The organism is Streptomyces sp. NPDC034049, from assembly GCF_055575575.1.
Window position 1 is genome coordinate 314,158 of the sequence record NZ_JBVISJ010000004.1, and the last position, 18,405, is coordinate 332,562.

Below are 18,405 nucleotides of genomic sequence, written 5' to 3' on the forward strand. Positions count from 1 at the left end.
CGGGCGGGCGCGCGCACGGTCGTACGCCGACACCGGGGCGAGAGGCACCGGGACGAGCCGTCCGCCTCAGTAGGCTGGTGCGCCGAGCGAAGGAGCACTGCGCATGAGCCGTCGCCTGCAGGCGATCACCCGCGAGGAGCATCTGGCGTTCGTCGCCTCCCGTCCCTCGGTCAGCCACATGCAGGTCCCCTCCTGGGGGGACGTGAAGCCGGACTGGCGGGCGGAGAGCCTGGGCTGGTTCGACGGGGAGGGCCGTCTCGTCGGTGCGGGCCTGGTGCTCCTGCGGCCGTTGCCGAAGCTCCGGCGGTACCTCGCCTATCTGCCCGAGGGCCCCGTCATCGACTGGGCCGACCCCGATCTGGAGCAGTGGCTGGAGCCGATGCTCGCGCACCTGAAGCGGCGGGGCGCGTTCTCGGTGAAGATGGGGCCGCCCGTCGTCTCGCGTCGGTGGAGCGCGGACGCGGTCAAGGCCGCGATCTCCGACCCGCGGGCCGGACGGTTGCGGGACGTGGAGGCCACCGCCACCGAGCCGAATGCCTTCGCCGTCGCGGACCGGCTGCGCCGGATGGGCTGGCGGCAGAGCGAGCCCGGCGGCGCGGACGGCTTCGCCGCGGGCCAGCCGCGCCATGTGTTCCAGGTCCCCCTCGCCGGGCGCACGCCGGAGGAGATCCAGCGCGACTTCAACCAGCAGTGGCGGCGCAACATCAAGAAGGCGGAGAAGGCCGGCGTCAAGGTCGTCCAGGGCGGATACGAGGACTTGCCCGCCTTCCACCGGATCTATGAGGAGACCGCCGAGCGGGACCGCTTCGTCCCCCGCCCGCTGACCTACTTCCAGCGGATGTGGACCGTGCTGCGGGCCGAGGACGAGGACCGCATGCGCCTCTATCTGGCCCAGCACGACGGCGAGCTGCTGGCGGCCGCCACGATGCTGACCGTCGGCGAGCACGTCTGGTACTCCTACGGCGCTTCCACCAGCCGCAGGCGCGAGGTCCAGCCCAACAACGCCATCCAGTGGCGGATGATGTGCGACGCCCATGAACGCGGGGCGGCCGTCTACGACCTCCGCGGCATCACCGACACCCTGGACGAGGACAACCACCTGCTGGGACTGCTCCGGTTCAAGGCCGGTACCGGCGGCCAGGCCGTCGAGTACCTCGGCGAATGGGACTACCCGCTGAACAGGCTCCTGCACAAGGTGCTGGAGCTCTACATGTCCCGTCGCTGAGTTCGCCCGGTGGCCCTGGACTCGTCGCCCCTCGCCCCGCTGTCGGCGGCGACGGCTCAGTACTTGTCGCGGTAGTGCCTCAGGAGGTGGCGGGTCCGCTCGGCGGAGGCCGCGTGGGCCGCCATGTGGTCGAGGACTTCCAGGTGGAGGGCCACCTCGGTGCGGGAGTCGAGGTAGAGGGCGCCGGTGAGGTACTCGGTGTAGACCATGTCGGGAAGTTCGGGTTCGGCGAAGCGGAAGAGGGAGAAGGGGGCGTAGGTGCCCGGGTGGGGGCCGCTGGCGAACTCGCAGACCTGGAGGATCACATGGTCCTTCTCGGTGACGTCGAGGAGCCGGTCGATCTGGTCACGCATGACCTGGGCGCGGATGCTCACCGGACGCATGAGGGCCGTCTCGTCCATGATCACCCACAGGTGCGGCGGCTTCTCCTGCGTGAGCAGTTTCTGTCTCGCCATCCGTAGCGACACATGCCGCTCGATCGTCTCGGGTCCGGTCTGCCCGACCGTCCCGGCCTCCATCACGGCCCGCGCGTACTCCTCCGTCTGGAGCATCCCCGGCACGAAGTGCGGCTCGTACTGCCGGATCAGATGCGCCGCGCCCTCCAGGCTGACGTACATGCTGAACCAGTCGGGCAGCACGTCGTGGAACCGCTGCCACCAGCCCGGTCTGTTCGCCTCCTCGACCAGGGTCACGAACGCGGCGACCTCCGGCTCGGGGACGCCGTACGTCGTCAGCAGGACCTGGACGTAGGGGATCTTGAGGGCGACGTCGGCGGTCTCCATGCGCCGTACGGTCGCCGGGGCGACCCGGAGGACGCGCGCCGCCTCCTCGCGCTTGAGCCCGGCGGACTCCCGCAGTTCCTGGAGCCGTCTTCCGAGCACCACCTGACCCACGGTGGGCGCGGCCCGCCGCTCACTCACGCCACGCCTCCCCACGCGCCGAGATACCTCACCAGTCTGTCATGCCCCGGTGGACTCTCACAGAGTCAGCCGGAACACGCGGCTCCGCCGGACCGCGGTCCGACGACCCCGCAGGGTACGCGAGTCATGACCCCGGAGGTAATCGACCGCCGCGCGCCCCGCCGGGCAAGGTGAGGGCACACCACCCACCACCAGACGGAGCGTGATGTGCCATGGCCATGACTACCACTGCGGCCCCGCTCGCCGTGCTCGCCCGGACCACCGACCCCCGCACCATGCTGCGCCGCTTCCTGGCCGCCGACGCGGCGGTGACCGGAGCGAACGGCCTCGCCTACCTCCTGGCCTCCGGCCCCCTCGGCCGCTTCCTCGGCGTCGACGCCGGTCTGCTCCTTGGGCTCGGCGCGTTCCTCTCCGTGTACGCGGCGGGTGTCGCCCTGCTGGCCACGCGTGAGCGCCCGCCGGCTCTGCCCGTACGGGCGGTGATCGAGGCCAACCTCGCCTGGTCGGTCCTCAGCCTCGTCGCCCTGCCGCTGTGGCTCACGCCGAGCACGCCGGGTGCGGTGTGGACGCTGCTCCAGGCCGTCACCGTGGCCGGCTTCGCCGCCGTCCAGCACCTCGCCCTGCGCGCGGTCGGCGGCGGCGCGGACGCAGGGTGAGCGTCAGGGCAACAGCGCGTGCAGATGCTTGACCGTCGCCGGGTCGGCCGGGAGGAACGTCTCGATGGCCAGCTCGGCCACGGTCACGTCCATGGGGGTGTTGAAGGTGGAGACCGAGGAGACGAAGGACAGCAGCCGGCCCTCGTGCTCGATCCGCATCGGCAGCGCGAAGTAGGCCGTCCCCTCCGCGCCGGGCCCCGCCCCCGCGTCCTCGCCGGGATCTTCCTCGGCCGTGCCCGGCGGCAGCGGATACGCCGCCACCTCCTCGTACAGCGCCCGCAGCGGCCCCGAGCGGCGCAGCGCGACCTGCCGTTCCATCTGCTCCAGCAGGTGCCCGCGCCAGGCGCGCAGATTCCGGATGCGCGGCGCCATCCCCTCGGGATGCAGCGTCAGCCGCATCGCGTTCAGCGGCGGGACGAGCAGCGACTCGGGAATCCCGTCGAGGAGCATGGCGATGCCCCGGTTGGCGGCCAGGACGTCGTACGTCGCGTTCAACACCAGCGCCGGATACGGCTCGTAGCCCCGCAGCAGCCGCTCCATCCCCTCCCGCAGCGCGCCCATCGACGGGTCGTCGAGCGGGGTCTCCGGGTAGCGAGGGGCGTAACCCGCCGCGAGCAGCAGCGCGTTACGCTCCCGTACGGGTACGTCCAGGTGCTCGGCGAGCCGGAGCACCATCTCCTCGCTCGGGCGGGAGCGGCCCGTCTCGACGAAGCTGACGTGCCGCGCCGAGGAACCCGCACGCAGCGCCAACTCCAGCTGGCTGACGCGTCGTTGCTCCCTCCAAGCCCGAAGCAGCGGGCCCACGCCCTGGTCGGTGGGCGCGCTGGGACCGCCCGGGGCACCGGTCGGGGCACTGGTCGGGACACTGGTCATGCGGAGAACGTAGCCGAGGCGGTCGGGGTGTGGCGTGTCCGGGCTCCTGACCAGGGACTCGGCCGTCCGCCTGTGGCACGCTGGAAGGGACCGCACGTCACGGAGGGGACCTCCCGGAAGGAGTGGGTCATGCCCGTCGAACCCTTGTCGCAAGAGGAGATCGAGGACCGGCTGGCGGAGCTGCCCGGCTGGTCGCTGGACGGGGATCGGATCGCCCGCTCGTACCGGCTCGACTCGCACTTCGCGGCGACCGCGCTGGTCGTGCACATCGCCCAGGTTCAGGAGGAGCTCGGCCACCACTCCGACCTCACCCTCGGCTACGACACGGTGTCGCTGACCGTGCACACCCACAGCGCGGGCGGTGCCGTCACGGAGAAGGACATCGAGCTGGCCCGCAGGGTGGAGGCGCTCGCCCCCGGCCACGGGGCGAGCTGAGGCGGGTGCTGGACTACGACAAGGAGGCCGGCGACTACGACGCCCTGCGGGGCGGCGAGCTCCGTGCCGAGGCCGCCGCCCGCGCCGTGCTCGGCCTCGTCCCCGAGGGCACCCGCCGACTGCTCGACCTCGCCTGCGGCACCGGGATCGTGACCCGGCGGATCGCCGCAGCGCGGCCCGGGACCCAGGTCACGGGGGTCGACCTCACCCATGCGATGGCGAGCCGGGCCGCCGCCCGGCTGCCCGGCGCGGTCGTGATCGGCGACGCCCGCCGACTCCCCTTCCGGGACGGGGAGTTCGACGCCGTCACCACTGTGTGGCTGCTGCATCTGCTGGGCGGCCCCGAGGACGTACGGGCCGTGGTGGGGGAGTGCGCGCGGGTGCTCCGCCCCGGCGGTGTGTACGTCACCACCGTCGACAAGGCCGCCTCCCACAACGTGGGCAGCGACATCGACGCGGTACTGGCCCCCCGGCCCCGGGCCCCGGCGATGGACCCCGCGGGCGCCGTCGAGGAGTACGCCCGCGCGCACGGTCTGCGTGCCGTCGGCCGGGCCCGCTTCCCCGGCCGCGGCCAGGGACGCAGCCCCCGCCGCACGGTCGCGGACCTGCGCCGGGGCTGGTTCGTCACGCTGCCGCCGGGCGATCCGCTGGCCGACGAGTTCGCGCTGCGCCTCGCGGCCCTGCCGGACCAGGATCTGCCGCGCCCGGACCCGGAGTTCACCCTGCGGGCGTTCCGGAAGACCGTACGAACTCCTTGATCCAGTCGGCCGGCCCGTTCGGCCAGTTCGGCCGTACCGCGGCCGAACTGGCCGAACGGGCGGAACTGGCCGAAAGATGCGGCAACGCGGCCGGGAACGGCGGCGACTGAAGGTGCGGAACCCGCCCGTCCTCATCTGGAGGTTCGTCACGTGCAGCACCCGCACAGGCACCACAGACGCCGAGCCCTGCGCTCGCTGGTGACCGCGGCCCTGGTCGCCGCCGGACTCACCACGTTCACCGGCACGCCCGCCGAGGCCGCCACCGCCCGCCAGGTCGAGCGCCTAGACCGGGGCGTGGTCAGCGTGCACGTCGACAGCGGCAACCTGGTCAGCTGGCGCTGGCTCGGCACCGACCCGAACGACGTGTCGTTCAACGTCTACCGGGCGGGCACCAAGGTCAACGCGACACCGATCACCGGCTCGACGAACTACTTCCACTCCGGCGCCCCCGCCCAGGCCGACTACACGGTCCGCGCGATCGTGAACGGCGTGGAGCAGGGCGACTCGGTGCACGCCGTGCAACTGCGCACCGGCTACACGGACGTGCCGATCAGCGCACCCGCGGGCGGCACCACCCCGGACGGCGTCGCCTACACCTACGAGGCCAACGACGCCTCCGTGGGCGACCTCGACGGTGACGGGGCCCTGGAGTTCGTCCTGAAGTGGCAGCCGACCAACGCCAAGGACAACTCCCAGTCCGGCTACACCGGCAACACGATCATCGACGGCATCAAGCTCGACGGCACCCGGCTGTGGCGCATCGACCTGGGCCGCAACATCCGCTCGGGCGCGCACTACACCCAGTTCCAGGTGTACGACTACGACGGCGACGGCAAGGCCGAGATCGCCGCCAAGACGGCGGACGGCACGGTCGACGGGGCGGGCACGGTGATCGGCAGCTCCTCGGCCGACCACCGCAACTCCAGCGGCTACATCCTCTCGGGGCCCGAGTACCTGACCATGTTCAACGGGCAGACCGGCAGGGCGATGCAGACGGTGGACTACGTCCCGGCCCGGGGCACGGTCTCGTCCTGGGGCGACTCCTACGGCAACCGGGTGGACCGCTTCCTCGCCGGCACGGCGTATCTGGACGGCGCCCGCCCCTCCCTGATCATGGCGCGCGGCTACTACACCCGTACGGTGATCGCGGCCTGGGACTGGCGGGGCGGCTCCTTCACCCGCCGCTGGACCTTCGACACCAGCTCCTCCACCAACTCCGGCCGGGGCTACGACGGCCAGGGCTCGCACAGCCTCTCCGTCGGCGACGTCGACAACGACGGCCGGGACGAGATCGTGTACGGCGCGATGGCCGTGGACGACAACGGCAACGGCCTGTGGACCACGAGGACGGGCCACGGCGACGCCCAGCACCTGGGCGATCTGGACGCCTCGACCTCCGGCCTGGAGTACTTCAAGGTCTCCGAGTCCACCTCCCAGCCCGCCGAGCTGTACATCAACCCCGCGAACGGCACGGTCCGCTGGCAGCTCGCCGCCTGCTGCGACAACGGCCGGGGCGTGGCCGGTGACATCTACGCCGGGAACGACGGGCCCGAGATGTGGTCGGCCTCCGACTCCTCCGTCCGCGACGAGGCCGGCGCGACGAAGGGCCGCGAGCCCTCCTCCGTCAACTTCCTCTCCTGGTGGGACGGCGACCCGGTCCGTGAACTCCTCGACGGCACCCGGATCGACAAGTACGGCACCTCCGCCGACACCCGGTTGCTGACCGGCTCCGGGGTCTCCTCGAACAACAGCACCAAGGCCACCCCCGCCCTCTCCGGCGACATCCTCGGCGACTGGCGCGAGGAGGTCGTCTGGCGCACCAGCGGCAACACGGCGCTGCGGATCTACTCGACGCCGATCGAGACCGGCACGAAGATCACGACCCTGCTCCACGACCCGATGTACCGCACGGGCCTGGCCTGGCAGAACACCGCCTACAACCAGCCCCCGCACACCAGCTTCTTCATCGGCGCCGGCATGCCGACGGCGCCCCGGCCGACGGTGTACACGCCGTAGGGACTACCTGGCCTGAAACGGCATGGGCCCCGCACCGAAGCGGTCCGATGCGGGGCCTTTGCCGTGTGAGGTTGCCTATCCGGCGTCCGGCAGCTCCCCCCACGCACGCCAGTCTGTGCTGCGGCTGGGACTGCACCGGGATCTGCGGAAGACGCGCCAGGACGCCACTGCCCTGGTAGGAGGTACCGCGAAAGGCCCCAGCGCAGATCCTGGACATCCACCTACGACTACGGGGACGGTACTCTCGAAGGCCCATGCCGCATCTGGCGCAGGACGGATCGATGGAGTTGCCGCCGCTGTCGGACTTTTCGGACTAGCCGGCCTGTCCGCGTGCCCGCCTCGCATCCCCCGGTGAGGCAGGCGCACGCATGTCAGCTGTCGCAGCCGACACCGTCACCATCACGGTCGAGGTGGCTGCCGTAGCCGGGTTCGCCGCGGTGGACGAGGGCGGCTCCGGCCGCGCGGGCCTCCGAGCAGTTCGAGTAGTAGGCGCTGCCGCCGCCGGTGTCGCCCCCACTGCTGCTGCCGGAGTTGTCGTCCGCGGCGGGCCGAGCGGTCACGGTCTCGGTGACCTTCACCTTGACCTTCACCGTCTTGGTGGCGGTCACAGTCGGCGCGGCTTCTGCTTTGGTTTCTGCGGTCGTCGTGGCTGTGGCTGTGACCGTGGTGGTGGGGCCGGGCTTGGCGGCGGTGTTCTTCGCGTCGGCTGTCTGCGGGTCGCCGGCGCCGGCGCCGATGCCGAGGAAGAAGGCGAAGCCGAGCGCGGGGAGCACGTACCGCTTGCGAGCCCATCTGGGTGCGGGTCTGACGGGCTGCGGCATGGGCGGTGTGGTGTACGGGCTGGTCATGTCGTCCCCCTGGGGTGTTTCGGGTGGCATGACGGTAGTGCCCTGGTGCGTCGGGTGGGCGAGTAGTGACTGTTCTGTGACTATCCGTGGCGACTCCCGGGCCATCCGGCAAGGAGTGGGGCCCGGGAGTCGTGTGGCGCCTTGTCAGACGGCTTGGTGTTCCTTCCGCTCGCGCAGTTCGTGGACGCTGGCGGTGAGGGTGCCGTCCTGCTGCTCGTAGTGGGAGAGGGCGACGCCGAGGCCGAAGAAGGTGGGTGCCCATTCGCCGACGAAGATGCCCCAGCGGTCGGCGCGGGCGAGGCCGCCGACGGGTTCGGCTTTGAGGCTGGTCGCCCAGGTGGCGATGGAGAGGCCGATGGAGGTGAAGGCGGCGAGGTAGGCGTGTTCGCTGCGGATGCCCATGTCGTGCAGTTTCTTGATGACCATGGTGTGCTCCGTTCTGTGGGGTCCCTGGTTGGAGTGCCCACGCCCACTGTCGCCATTCGGGCGATTTGCCCGATATGTAGGTTTCGGTGTGAGGTCGTAGGCTGGTCCTGCGCGGAGCTGTCGCGGAGGCCCGCCATGCCTGCCATCCGGAGCGGAGCCGTCAGCTTTCGACTGGTCTCCATCCCGGCCCGGGCGTGACCGCGACCGAAGACCACTCGGTCGCGTTTCGCAGACCCTCACCGAGGGCGAGATCGAGCCCGCGTCGAAGGTCATTCGGGGCTGGCATGGTCGGGTCCAGGGTGGGCCGTCCCAGGTAGCACGCACGGGACGGCCTGGCAGAACACCGCCTACAGCCGGCCGCCCACGCACACCGGTTTCTTCATCGGCGCCGACCTGCCGACGGCGCCCAGGCCGACGGCTACGCCGTAGGGCGCCGGTCCGTGGCGGGTCGGCACCCCGGCCCGCCATGGACTCCGCCGAGCTCCTCAGCCCAGCGTCAGGGACGCCTGGACGGGCAGATGGTCGCTGGGGAACTGGCCGCCGGACGCGAACGTGTTGATGGCCGCCCGGTGCACCGTGATGCCCGGGGTGGTCAGGATCCAGTCGATGCGGTCGCCGCCCGGGGTCAGCGGGCGGTAGCCGTGGAACGTCGCGTAGAGGTCGTTGCGCTCGGGCGCCGCGTCCCAGGTGTCGACGAGCCCGGAGCCCAGCATCGTGTCGTAGACCGTGTTCCGGTGGGCCGCCACGTTGAAGTCACCGGTGACGACGAGGGGAAGCGACCGGTCGAGCCCGGCGATGCGCTGGGTGATCAGGGTCGCGGCGCGGTCGCGGGCGTACTGGCTGAGGTTGTCGAGGTGGGTGTTGAGGACGTAGAACTGTCTGCCGCCGTCCTGGAGGTCGCGGAACCGCACCCAGGTGACCATCCTGATGGAGCCGCCGCCCCAGGTGTTCGACCCCGGCACCTCCGGGGTGTCGGAGAGCCAGAAGTGCCGGTACTCGACGGGCGCGAGCCGGCGGGTGTCGTAGAAGACGGCCATGAACTCGTCGCGGTTGCCGCCCGCGCGGCCCGTGCCGATCCAGCGGTAGTCCGCGCCGAGGTCGGCCTCGATGTCGAGCAGTTGCTGGTGGAGGCCTTCCTGGGTGCCGATGACATGGGGCGCCTCCTGCCGCAGCAGTGTCCGCATCACCGGCCTGCGCACCGCCCAGCTGTTGGGCTGCACCGTGCTCGCGTAACGCAGGTTGAAGGACATGGTCGCCAGAGGCGGGGCCGCGGTGGCCTCCTCCTTCTTCTCCTCCGCGACGGCGGGCTCGCCCGACAGTCCGGTGGTGCGGGACAACGGCAGCAGGACCGCCGCGGCGAGGGCGGTCTTCAGACCCAGTCGGCGCGTGACGCGGCTGTGGTTCGGCACAGGGGCTCCTTCTGTGAAGGTCTCCGGGCGAGCCGTGCGTACACACTCTGGGATGCCCCTCTGTGCCCGCCATGAACATGTCGATAGGGGAGGGTGTACTCGGTGCGACATACCGGTGCCCATGGTACGAAGAGGGCGCGCGCCGACCCGGACGCGCGCCCTCTCCCCGTCCTGCGCGGGGTGTCAGGTCACCGTGCAGGACTGGTCACCGAGCTTGAACGCGGTCGGCTCGCCGTTCGTCCCCGACCAGCTTCCGGTGAAGCCGAAGCTCACCGACGAACCCGCCGCCACCGTGCCGTTCCAGCCGATGTTCCGGGCCGTGACCGCGGACCCCGTCTGGGTGTGCGTGGCGTTCCAGAGCTGGGAGACGCCTTGGCCGTCGGGGAAGGTCCAGCCGAGCGTCCAGCCGGACCAGGCGCTCGCGCCCGTGTTGGCGAGCCGCACGTCCGCCTGGAAGCCGCCCGACCACTGGTTGGTGATCGTGTACGTCACCGCGCACGCACCCGTCGGCTCGGGCTCGGGGTCCGGGTCCGTACCGCCGCCCCCGCCCCCGCCGCCTCCCGTGTCGGAGGAGTCGCCGTAGATGACCCCGCGCCCGTTCGTCGCGATGTAGACCCGCCCGTACACCCTCGGGTCACCCGTGATCGCCGCACCCGTCCAGCCCCATCGGTGGGCGTCGTCGTTGATGCGGGTCCAGCTCGCGCCCTTGTCCGTCGACCGGAAGATGCCGCGTACGCCACCGATCTCGGCGCTGGTGTAGAGGGTCTGGTACGAGGCTCCCGTCGCCGCCTTGCCGAAGCCGATCGTGTCGGCCTGCTCGACACCGGGGAGCTTGGTCCAGGTGGTGCCGGCGTCCGTCGAGTGCCAGAGCCCGTAGGCCCCGTCGGTCGCGCCGCCGGCCAGCCAGACGTCGCCCTTCACCCCGGGCAGCGCCTTGAACCGGACGCTGTCACCGCTGGGCAGGTTGGTCGCGTTCGACGCGGTGAAGGTGGCCCCGCCGTCCGTACTGACGTAGAACTTCCCGGACTTGAAGCCGTAGAAGGTCTTCGGGTCCACCCGGTCGGACTCCACGATCGCGCCCGCCGGGATGCCGCTCGACGTCGACCACGAGGTGCCGAAGCCGGTCGTGTACCGCACACCCGTGCCGTCCGGACTCCACACGAACCGGCCGCCGTCCGGGGCCGCGGCCACCGTCCCGCCGCCGCTGACGCCCGACGGGTCGGTGCCCGCGAACCAGTTGGCGCCGTTGTCCGTGGAGAACGCGATGTGCGGGCCGGAGTCCAGATTGCCCACCCGCACCACCGTGTTCGGGTTGGACTCGGCGTAGTCCAGGCTGGTCGTCGTCGTGAAGTTCGGCTGGGTGAACATCATCGACGGGACCTTCGTCAGATCCGTGTGCCGGAAGCCGCCGATGTCACCGAGCGCGCTGAGCAGCGGCGCGCCGGACGGGGGAGAGGCCAGGTCGAGGACGGCCGTCTCCTCCAGGCCCTGCACCATCGGCTTGATGGTGAACTGGCCGCCGCCGTCCCAGTTGCCCAGGTTCTCCGTGCCGTAGATCGTCGCGCCGGTCCCGTACATCATCCGGTCGGAGTCGAACGGGTCGATCTCCAGCGCCTCGGTCATCCAGCCGAGTTTGGGTGTCTGCTCGGGCGGCGAGGGGTTGGCGCCCCAGGTCAGCCAGGGGGACGAGGACACGTCCATGGTGTAGCGGTTCGCCCGGTTCGGATACGACGAGTAGTCCCAGGCTCTGGTCCAGGTGGCGCCGCTGTCCGTGGAGCGGAAGATCTGGGTGTCCGGCCACCAGGAGCTGTACGCCGTCGCCATGACCGTGCCCGGGTCCTGCCGGTCCACGGTCAGCCCGCTGAAGCCGTAGTAGGTGTCGGCCTCCGCCACCGGGCTGATGTTCGTCCAGGTGCCCGACGCGGTCGCGTACCGCCACAGCTGACCCTTGCCGCCGTCGTACGGACCGCCCTTGTCGCTGTACGACAGATACAGCTGGCCGTTCACGGTGTCGAGGACGCCCTTGTGGGCCAGATAGCCGGTCGGCTGCCCGGCCAGCCGCGACCAGGTGGCCCCCGCGTCCGTGGACCGGTACACCGCGTTCTCCTTGTCGGCGACGCCGACGTAGAGGGTCCGTGTGGCGTTCCCGGAGGTGCCCGTCGACTCGTCGAAGGTGACCCAGACGATGCCCTGGTTGTCGCTGGAGTACCCGCTGGTGTCGGACGGATCGGCCACGTAGTTGCCGACGTTCGGGAAATTGGTCACCTGCGACCAGGTGACCCCCGAGTCGGTGGACCGCCACAGCCCCTTGCCGCTGGGCGCCCCCAGATACAGCACGCTGTTGCGGTTCGGGTCCACGGCCAGCCGCTCGCCCATGCCCCGCCCCGGCATGTTCCCGCCCAGCTTGAACGGCAGACCGGTCTTCTGCCAGCTCGCCCCCCGGTTCGACGACCGCAGGATCGCCCCGTTCCCCGGGTCCCAGCTGTTGGTGTACGTCCCGGCCGCCACGTACACCTTGTTCGGATCGACCGGGTCGGAGGCGAGGCTCACCACACCGGTGTGCCCCCAGTCGTCCCACCCGACGGAGTCGAGCAACGGTGTCCAGGTCTTCGACGACTCCACCCAGCGGTAGGCCCCGCCGATGTCGGTACGGGCGTACGCGAGGTCCTTCTCCTTGCGGTTGAAGACGATGCCCGGGACGAAGCCGCCCCCGTCGATCCGGGCGTTCTTCCAGGTGTAGGTGTCGGCGGCGATCGCCACCGACTTCTCCGGCCTGTCGGCGGCCAACGCGGGTGGGGATCCGGCGAGAAGGCCGGCCGCGAGGGCCAGGACGGTGGTGAGGATGCGGGTTCTTCGCACAGTGGGGGGCCTCTCCTGAGAGTGGGGGGAAAAGATCCCCGCGCCCCGAAGGGGCGCGGGGAACTGCGCGACCAGCCACGTACGGGCGCGCGGCTGTCATACGACCTCGGCGGCGCTACTCCAGGAGCTCCGCGTACGAACCCATGGCCAAGGCGATGTCCGCCTGGGCCCAGAACCGGTGGTACGTGAACGAGGGCGCGGCCCCGCCGGCCAGATACGCCTCGATCTTCGACCAGGCCGGGTCGTCCTCGTAGAACGACCGGATGGAGGTGAAGGTCGAGTTCGAGTCGATCGTGTCGCCGTTGGGCATCTTCCCGGTCCACCCGCTCGGCACGTACACCCGGTCGTCGAACCGGTTGTAGTCCGCCCGGGTCTCCGGAACGGCGATCCCGAGCCCGTCCTGGTGGTGGTCCCACATGCCGTCGAGCAGCGCCTTGGCGACCCGGGCCGCGTCGGCGTCACCGGAGCGGTCCGCGTAGTACGTCAGGGTCTTGGCGTACGCGGCGGCCACACCCACGTCGTCGGTGTAGTCGGCGACGGTGACATGAAGTCCCGCGTTGGTGCCGGGGTTCGACGCGTTCCAGGTGTTCGGCGCACCCGACCACTGAAGGGTCGACGGAATCCGGTAGGTGCCGTCCGGATTGATCGTCGTCTTGGACAGCGCCCAGTCGACCCACTTGTCCAGCACGGTCTTCGCCGCGGCGTTGCCCGTCTGCTGGTAGTACTCGGCGACCCGCTCCATGGACCACGCCTGGAAGCCGAACCACTGGTTGGACGGCGGGTCGTGGTAGACCGGCTTCTCGTCGTAGAACATGCCGTAGAAGGTCGGCGTCCCGGCCGGGGGAGTGGCGTACCGCCCCGCCCAGCTGTTGGTGGCGCCGCCCGCGATGCCGCCCTCGTTCGACTGCAGCCAGCGGTAGAACTCGATCTGCCGGTCGAGCGACTTGGCCCAGTCCGCCTGCCCGGTCGTCGACTTGGGCTTCAACGGGGCGTAGTTGGCGAGGGCATGGGCGGCCAGCGGGTTCTGGTAGCCGCCGTGCGTGTGGCTGGAACCGATGCGCCAGGCCCAGCCGGCCGAGGTGTCGGTGGCGCCGCCCCACGCGTAGTACCAGGACATCAGGTAGTGCGAGGCGTCCTTGCCGGTGCCGGCCGGGCAGGACGTGGCCCCCACACAGTTCCCGATCTTCTTGAAGTACTTGTCGTACATCGCGTAGCGCAGATAGTCGCCCATCTTCGCGGCCTTGCCGATGGTCGCGGAGACGTCCGAGCCCTTGCCCTGCTGCTTGGCCCAGATGTCCGCCCAGTAGGCGGCCTGCACGGCCCGCGCGTCGGCGTCCGGCGCGTTGGTGAACTTCCACTGCTTGGCGTACTGCGCGTCACCGGTGAACAGGTCCAGATACCCGTTCGTGCCGCCGTACTTGAACTGGTCGCAGGTGGGCTGCGGGATCGTCTCCCACACCGACTCCTGCGGTCCGCGCTGGAAGGTGTTGATGTACGACGGCCCGGTGTCCGCCGGCCCCGCCTCGCACTTGCCGGGCGAGTTGCCGTAGCCGTAGACGTTGTCGACGTCCTGCAGCCAGTGCATGCCGTAGATGTCGTCCGTGCCGTACGCGCTCTTCAGTTCCGCGGCGATGGGGTCCGGGCCGACCGAGACACCGGTGTTCAGCTGCGCCGGGTACTCATTGGGGGTGTCGTGCTCGGGGGCGTACGTCGCCGGCTTGGAGGCGTTGTAGAAGGAGTTGGTGGGCTGGTCGGGCTTGGTCGGGATCATGTACTTCTCCATGATCTCCCAGGCCCCGTTGAACTTGGACCAGTCGCCCGTAACCTTGCCGTACATGGCCTGGAGCCACAGGAGGTAGCTGTACGCCTCCGAGGTGGTCTCATGCCCGTGGTCCGGCGCCTCGACCATCAGCGTCTCCACCGAGTGGTACGGGATGCCCTCGGGCGAGAAGTAGCCGTTCGCCGGGTTGGTGATCTTGCCGTAGAGCTCCAGGAACCGTTCGTCGTACTCGCTCGACGCGGCCAGTTGGGTCACGGTCACCGAGGCCTTGGCGTGCCCGGTCGCCGTCGAGTCGAAGACGGCCGAGCCGGTGCCCGAGGCGTTCGCGGTGATCGTCACCTTCTGGGCCGTGCTCCAGTTCGACGGCGTGAAGGTCAGCGACCCGCCGCCCGTCACCGACAGTCCGGTGTTGCCGGACGCCCGCGCGGTCGTCACCGTCACATTGCCGGACGGCTGGGTCGAAAGTTTCACGTCGTAGGTGCCCGACTGGCCCTGGCGCACGCCCAGTTGGGTCGGCGAGACCACCACGGCGGGACCCGAGGCGACCGTGATGCCGACCGGCGTGGAGTTCGCCGACGCGCCCAGGCTGTCGTACGCCTTGGCCACCAGCGAGTGACTGCCGACGCTCAGCCCCGTGGCCGAGTACGTGTACGGCGAGGTCGTGTCCGTGCCCAGCAGCGTGGTGTCGTCGTAGAACTCGACCTTCGTGATCGTCGCGCTGTCCGCCGCGGCGGCGGTGGCCGCCATCGGCACGGCCGTGCCCTGTGTGTACACCGCGCCCGGCGCCGGGCTGGTCAGCACCGTGATCGGGGGCTGGTGCGCGCCCACGCACGCGGTGCCGTTGATCGCGAAGTTGGTCGGCGCGGCGTTCGTGCCGCTGTACGTGAACTGGGCGCCGGTGGTCACCGCGGCCCCGACGGCGATCGTGCCGTTCCAGGAGGCGTTGCGGGCGGTCACGGTCTTCCCGGACTGCGACCAGGTGCCGCTCCAGCCGCTGGTGAGCGTCTGGTTGCCCGCGTAGTCGTACGTCAGGGTCCAGCCGCTGATGGCCTCGGTGCCCCGGTTGGAGAGGGTGAGCTCGGCGGTGAAACCCGAGCCCCAGTCGTTGGTCTTGTAGTCGACGTTGCAGGCGACCGCCGCGGCGCTGGCGGGAGTCGATCCCGTTCCGAGCATCGTCAAGGGGAGGGTGAGGGCCGCGACCACGGCCGTCCACAGGCGCCGCGAGGCACGGCGTCTCCGTCTGGGGTGCATGCTCTGGTTCCTTCCGTGCGGCTCTTACGAAGGTGGGGGCGGAGCAGCAACAACAAGCCTTGAACCAGTGGGAGCGCTCCCATATTGAGGAGGAGGGCCCAGGGGGTCAAGGTGTTTGAAGAGTCGAAAAGATTCGATCAGACGGAAAAGATTCATCGGCCGCAATAACGCAACACCTCTGTCTTTTACCGTCACTTGGCGCTACCTTCACCAGCACCAGTGGGAGCGGTTCCACCAGTCGACGCGCTCGTCCCAGGCGCGTCCGAGCTGCGAGGGACGCTCCGAGCACCCCTAGCGTTCAGGTCTTTTACTCGCCTCGGCGACTGCGCGACGACTCCTCCTCGTACACCCCACTACGGAAGAGGAAACCCGCACTCATGAGCCGTACCAGAACAGCACTCCTCGCGGCGATGGCGCTGGTCGCCGGTGCCGCCGGGACCGCCGTGGCCGCGGTGCCCGACGACGCCGGCGTCCAGGCGATCCCGTGCACGGTCGACTACAAGGTGCAGAACCAGTGGTCCACCGGCTTCACCGCCGCCGTGACGGTCACCAACAACAGCGCGGCGAAGTCCTCGTGGGCCGTGAAGTGGTCGTACGCGGGCAACCAGCAGGTCACCAGCGGCTGGAACTCCCGGATCACGCAGAGCGGTTCGGCGGTGACCGCCGCCAACGAGACCTACAACGGCACGCTGGCCACCGGCGGTTCGGTCAGCTTCGGCTTCCAGGCCTCCTACAGCGGCACCAACGCGCTCCCGACGACGTTCACCCTCGACGGCGTGACCTGCAACGTCGACGGCGGCGGCGGTGGCACCGACCCCGGCCCGGGCACGCCCGGCACGAAGGTCGACAACCCCTACTCCGGCGCCAAGGTGTACGTGAACCCCGAGTGGTCCGCGAAGGCCGCCGCCGAACCGGGCGGCAGCCGGATCTCCAGCCAGCCCACGGGTGTGTGGCTGGACCGGATCGCCGCCATCGCCGGCACCGGCGGCAAGATGGGGCTGCGCGCCCACCTCGACGAGGCGCTGCGGCAGAAGGGCTCCGGCGAACTCGCCATCCAGCTGGTGATCTACAACCTGCCCGGCCGTGACTGCGCGGCCCTCGCCTCCAACGGCGAGCTGGGCCCCACGGAGATCGACAAGTACAAGACGCAGTACATCGACCCGATCAAGGCGATCCTCGCCGACCCGAAGTACGCGGGCCTGCGGATCGTCACGACCGTCGAGATCGACTCGCTGCCGAACCTGGTCACCAACACCGGCAGCCGTCCGACGGCCACCCCCGAGTGCGATGTCATGAAGGCCAACGGCAACTACGTCAAGGGCGTCGGCTACGCCCTCAACAAGCTCGGTGACGTGCCGAACGTCTACAACTACGTCGATGCCGGCCACCACGGCTGGATCGGCTGGGACGACAACTTCGGGGCCTCCGCCACCGTCTTCAAGGAGGCGGCGACCGCCGAGGGTGCCACGGTCAACGACGTCCACGGCTTCATCACCAACACGGCCAACTACAGCGCCCTGAAGGAGAACAACTTCACCATCAACTCGTCCGTGGGCGGCACCTCCGTCCGTGAGTCGAAGTGGGTCGACTGGAACCGCTACGTCGACGAGCTGTCCTTCGCCCAGGCCTTCCGCAACCAGCTGGTCTCGGTCGGGTTCAACTCGAACATCGGCATGCTGATCGACACCTCCAGGAACGGCTGGGGCGGCAGCGCGCGGCCGAGCGGTCCGGGCGCCACGACCAATGTGGACACCTTCGTCGACGGTGGCCGTTACGACCGCCGTATCCACATCGGCAACTGGTGCAACCAGTCCGGGGCCGGACTCGGTGAGCGGCCGAAGGCCTCGCCCGAGCCGGGTATCGACGCCTATGTGTGGATGAAGCCGCCGGGTGAGTCCGACGGGTCCAGCTCCGCCATCCCGAACGACGAGGGCAAGGGCTTCGACCGGATGTGCGACCCGACGTACACGGGCAACCCGCGCAACGGCAACAACATGTCCGGCGCGCTGGCGAACGCGCCGATCTCCGGGCAGTGGTTCTCCGCCCAGTTCCAGCAGCTGATGCAGAACGCGTACCCCGCGCTCTGATCCGCTCCCATGAACCGGTCCGTCAGGGGTCAGTCCCGCTTCCCCCACCCCCTGGCGGACCGGTGGCACGTCCGTGTGAGCCACGTCACGATGAGGGAGGTGGGTGGATGCGATGAGTTCCGGGCGGCGCGGCGGTCTCCTTCGCCGTAAGCCCGTGACGGTACGAGAGAAGAGAACCCCATGCGCATCGTGATCTGCGAGTTCATGAGCCTGGACGGTGTCGTGCAGGCGCCCGGCGGTGCCGACGAGGACACCGAGGGCGGGTTCGCCCACGGCGGCTGGACCCACCCGTTCTTCGACCCGGAGATCGTGGGCGGCGCCTGGGACGCCGCGCTGGAGAAGGCCGACGCCCTGCTGTACGGCCGCCGCACCTGGAAGGCCATGGCCGGCGCGTGGCCCGACCGCGCGGGCGACCCCTTCGCCGACCGGATGAACGCCATCCGCAAGTACGTGGTGTCCACGACGCTCACCGACGCCGACCTCACCTGGGACAACAGCGTGCTCGTCCCGGGGGCGGAGGCGCTCGCGGAGATTCGGGCGCTTCGCGAGGCCGAGGGAGGCGATCTGCTGGTCATGGGCAGCGCGACCCTCGCCCGCACCCTCCTCGCGGAGGGACTCGTCGACGAGCTGGTCCTGATCGTCATGCCGGTCCTCCTCGGCGGCGGAAAGACGATCTTCCCCGGTGGCGGCGCCAGACACGCCCTGGAACTGGTCTCCACGACCACCAGCGGCACGGGCGCGAACGTCTGTGTGTACCGGCCGGCGGAGCAGGGCTGAGCGGGCCGAACCGGCACAGGCGATTTGCCGATACCGCAAGAGGAGTGGCGGTCCTCCGGTGTGTCGGAGCAGGCTGACGGCACCC

Annotated in this window: 14 protein-coding genes; 7 read left to right on the top strand and 7 right to left on the bottom strand. The window is 70.2% G+C overall.

Features of this window, described 5'->3' with window-relative positions; all coding sequences use genetic code 11:
* Positions 1-103: 103 nt before the first annotated feature.
* Positions 104-1,225, top strand: coding sequence for a lipid II:glycine glycyltransferase FemX (locus tag ACZ52C_RS14625; protein WP_469075052.1), 1,122 nt, complete (start codon positions 104-106; stop codon positions 1,223-1,225).
* Positions 1,226-1,281: 56 nt separating this feature from the next.
* On the opposite strand, the gene ACZ52C_RS14630 is transcribed toward ACZ52C_RS14625, so the two are convergent.
* Positions 1,282-2,145, bottom strand: a complete 864-nt coding sequence (locus tag ACZ52C_RS14630) for a helix-turn-helix domain-containing protein (RefSeq protein WP_469075053.1) — start codon at positions 2,143-2,145, stop codon at positions 1,282-1,284.
* Positions 2,146-2,363: 218 nt separating this feature from the next.
* Between ACZ52C_RS14630 and ACZ52C_RS14635 the strand changes: the two genes are divergently transcribed.
* Entirely contained in the window at positions 2,364-2,801 is a 438-nt protein-coding gene (locus ACZ52C_RS14635; protein WP_469075054.1) for a hypothetical protein, read from the top strand.
* A 3-nt stretch (positions 2,802-2,804) separates the two neighbouring features.
* Here the strand turns inward: ACZ52C_RS14635 and ACZ52C_RS14640 are convergent, their stop codons facing one another.
* On the bottom strand, positions 2,805-3,674 hold the full coding sequence (locus tag ACZ52C_RS14640) for a helix-turn-helix domain-containing protein (protein ID WP_469075055.1): 870 nt from the start codon (positions 3,672-3,674) through the stop codon (positions 2,805-2,807).
* A gap of 129 nt (positions 3,675-3,803) precedes the next feature.
* Between ACZ52C_RS14640 and ACZ52C_RS14645 the strand changes: the two genes are divergently transcribed.
* From ACZ52C_RS14645 to ACZ52C_RS14655, 3 genes are all read left to right on the top strand, one after another.
* A complete protein-coding gene (locus tag ACZ52C_RS14645; RefSeq protein WP_469075056.1) occupies positions 3,804-4,109 on the top strand; it encodes a 4a-hydroxytetrahydrobiopterin dehydratase in 306 nt (101 codons plus the stop codon).
* A gap of 5 nt (positions 4,110-4,114) precedes the next feature.
* A complete protein-coding gene (locus tag ACZ52C_RS14650; RefSeq protein ID WP_469075057.1) occupies positions 4,115-4,867 on the top strand; it encodes a class I SAM-dependent methyltransferase in 753 nt (250 codons plus the stop codon).
* 150 nt (positions 4,868-5,017) lie between these two features.
* Positions 5,018-6,883, top strand: a complete 1,866-nt coding sequence (locus tag ACZ52C_RS14655; protein ID WP_469075058.1) for a rhamnogalacturonan lyase — start codon at positions 5,018-5,020, stop codon at positions 6,881-6,883.
* A 371-nt stretch (positions 6,884-7,254) separates the two neighbouring features.
* On the opposite strand, the gene ACZ52C_RS14660 is transcribed toward ACZ52C_RS14655, so the two are convergent.
* The 5 genes from ACZ52C_RS14660 to ACZ52C_RS14680 all read right to left on the bottom strand — a co-directional run bounded on the left by ACZ52C_RS14660 (position 7,255) and on the right by ACZ52C_RS14680 (position 15,456).
* The gene (locus tag ACZ52C_RS14660; RefSeq protein ID WP_469075059.1) at positions 7,255-7,731 is read right to left on the bottom strand and encodes an excalibur calcium-binding domain-containing protein; all 477 of its coding nucleotides are present in this window, start codon (positions 7,729-7,731) and stop codon (positions 7,255-7,257) included.
* Between the two features lie 144 nt (positions 7,732-7,875).
* Positions 7,876-8,157, bottom strand: a complete 282-nt coding sequence (locus tag ACZ52C_RS14665; protein ID WP_033529757.1) for a hypothetical protein — start codon at positions 8,155-8,157, stop codon at positions 7,876-7,878.
* Between the two features lie 485 nt (positions 8,158-8,642).
* On the bottom strand, positions 8,643-9,566 hold the full coding sequence (locus ACZ52C_RS14670) for an endonuclease/exonuclease/phosphatase family protein (RefSeq protein WP_469075060.1): 924 nt from the start codon (positions 9,564-9,566) through the stop codon (positions 8,643-8,645).
* A gap of 183 nt (positions 9,567-9,749) precedes the next feature.
* Complete coding sequence (locus tag ACZ52C_RS14675) at positions 9,750-12,425, bottom strand: cellulose binding domain-containing protein (RefSeq protein WP_469075061.1); 2,676 nt, start codon at positions 12,423-12,425, stop codon at positions 9,750-9,752.
* A gap of 115 nt (positions 12,426-12,540) precedes the next feature.
* Complete coding sequence (locus ACZ52C_RS14680; protein ID WP_469075062.1) at positions 12,541-15,456, bottom strand: glycoside hydrolase family 48 protein; 2,916 nt, start codon at positions 15,454-15,456, stop codon at positions 12,541-12,543.
* 377 nt (positions 15,457-15,833) lie between these two features.
* On the opposite strand from ACZ52C_RS14680, the gene ACZ52C_RS14685 reads away from it, so the two are divergent.
* Together ACZ52C_RS14685 and ACZ52C_RS14690 are read left to right on the top strand one after the other, a co-directional pair.
* Positions 15,834-17,543 (top strand): glycoside hydrolase family 6 protein, encoded by a 1,710-nt coding sequence (locus ACZ52C_RS14685; protein ID WP_469075063.1) that lies wholly within the window; start codon positions 15,834-15,836, stop codon positions 17,541-17,543.
* A gap of 180 nt (positions 17,544-17,723) precedes the next feature.
* Positions 17,724-18,320 (top strand): dihydrofolate reductase family protein, encoded by a 597-nt coding sequence (locus ACZ52C_RS14690; RefSeq protein WP_469075064.1) that lies wholly within the window; start codon positions 17,724-17,726, stop codon positions 18,318-18,320.
* Positions 18,321-18,405 lie beyond the last annotated feature (85 nt).

Coding starts and splice junctions, on each gene's coding strand:
- ACZ52C_RS14625 (WP_469075052.1), top strand. CDS start 104: ATGAGCCGTCGCCTGCAGGCGATCACCCGCGAGGAGCATCTGGCGTTC.
- ACZ52C_RS14635 (WP_469075054.1), top strand. CDS start 2,364: ATGACTACCACTGCGGCCCCGCTCGCCGTGCTCGCCCGGACCACCGAC.
- ACZ52C_RS14640 (WP_469075055.1), bottom strand. CDS start 3,674: ATGACCAGTGTCCCGACCAGTGCCCCGACCGGTGCCCCGGGCGGTCCC.
- ACZ52C_RS14645 (WP_469075056.1), top strand. CDS start 3,804: ATGCCCGTCGAACCCTTGTCGCAAGAGGAGATCGAGGACCGGCTGGCG.
- ACZ52C_RS14660 (WP_469075059.1), bottom strand. CDS start 7,731: ATGACCAGCCCGTACACCACACCGCCCATGCCGCAGCCCGTCAGACCC.
- ACZ52C_RS14665 (WP_033529757.1), bottom strand. CDS start 8,157: ATGGTCATCAAGAAACTGCACGACATGGGCATCCGCAGCGAACACGCC.
- ACZ52C_RS14680 (WP_469075062.1), bottom strand. CDS start 15,456: ATGCACCCCAGACGGAGACGCCGTGCCTCGCGGCGCCTGTGGACGGCC.
- ACZ52C_RS14685 (WP_469075063.1), top strand. CDS start 15,834: ATGAGCCGTACCAGAACAGCACTCCTCGCGGCGATGGCGCTGGTCGCC.
- ACZ52C_RS14690 (WP_469075064.1), top strand. CDS start 17,724: ATGCGCATCGTGATCTGCGAGTTCATGAGCCTGGACGGTGTCGTGCAG.